1 protein-coding gene is annotated in these 1,308 nt (G+C 45.5%); it reads right to left on the bottom strand.

Features of this window, described 5'->3' with window-relative positions:
• Positions 1-201: 201 nt before the first annotated feature.
• Positions 202-1,065: a M23 family metallopeptidase gene (locus SIN01_RS14730; RefSeq protein WP_047034752.1), complete on the bottom strand. Its 864-nt coding sequence runs from the start codon at positions 1,063-1,065 to the stop codon at positions 202-204.
• Between the last annotated feature and the right edge of the window lie 243 nt (positions 1,066-1,308).

The following is a 1,308-nucleotide window of genomic DNA, read 5'->3' as shown; positions in this document are numbered from 1 at the left end:
CACGGGCGCATCGCGAGCCTCTTCAAAGGGATCTCGCTGGCATGCATCAACTAAACGCGATCCCGCTGACGCAGCGTACCTCCGCTTTGATTCTTAACCAAGACACGGGTCTATTTGCTTGAAGACGGGGCAAATCATAGCTTTTCTTTATCTGCAAAAAAGACGGCTCCCCTTAGGAGCCGCCTTAATTTCATTATTTTGTTAATTTTCCGAGTCAAGGGAGCTGTTATCGATTGATGAACCTTCTTTTGGATTGCTCTTCGTATTTGATTTAGACTTGCCTTGATCACTTTCCTGCTTTGGTGCTTCGCTGCTGCCTTCATCCTTCACTTCTGAAGCCGGATTGCTCTCATTTGCTGCTTTCGCACCGACTGTGACCGCTTTTACATCAGAAGCACTCTTATCCATGAAGTGCTCCGGATTTACCGGCACGTCATTTTTACGGATTTCGAAATGCAGATGCACACCCATCGCTTTATTCAGTGCTTCGTTGCCCGCTGTACCAATTTTTTCACCTTGGGCGACTTCCTGTCCTTTGGCCACATCAATTGATCCAAGACTTTGATACATCGTTTCTACACCGTTCTTGTGCTTCAAGGTCACTTTGTAGCCGAGCGTACTGTCCTTCGTTGCTTCCGTAACCGTTCCGGTCATTGCTGCTGTTACCGTAAACGCCTTTTCATCATCCGCGCCAATGTTGATGCCTGTATTTTGGACGTATGAATTGTTATAGTTTACGAGAGCGGCTTGCTGATCGGCTTCAGTTGCTTTTGGGTCATAGAATGGTTGAATCACTTCAGTAACGCCTTTCTTTGCCGGCCATTCAAAGACCTCATCACCAGCATTTTGCACATGCGGGGTCGCTTTGTCCTGATTAAATACTGTCTGATCCTGATCTTGATTTGCCTTATCAGCACCATGCATTTGAAAGAGCAGTACGCCGGTCAGTACGAGCGATGCAGCGCATAAATATAAAGCGGGATAGAACCAGCGCCGTTTTGCTAGTTTTCGCAGACCGGACAGTTCTTTTTCTTGTGTTTTCTTTTGATCCTTATTATCTGTCATCTTGTATCACCTCAGCAACATTCTGATCAGAATGCCGCTGATCTATACATGTGAATGCTAAAAAACTCACTTTTTTCAAGCATACTCTATGAGTTTAGCAGATACTCATCGAAAAACTGCGCTTGTGCACCTCGCGTTTCGACTTAAAATGACTATGGAAAACCAAGCGGTGTTTTGCTCAGCATATAAATTAGACCTGTTCCGCCCGGTCCTTAATTTCTAACCTTGTGTGATGGACTCGTG

It is taken from the genome of Sporolactobacillus inulinus (genome assembly GCF_006539285.1).
In the GTDB taxonomy this organism is placed as follows: Bacteria; Bacillota; Bacilli; order Bacillales; family Sporolactobacillaceae; genus Sporolactobacillus; species Sporolactobacillus inulinus.
Note: the sequence above shows the minus strand (reverse complement) of the source record. Positions and strands in the feature narration are given on the sequence as shown.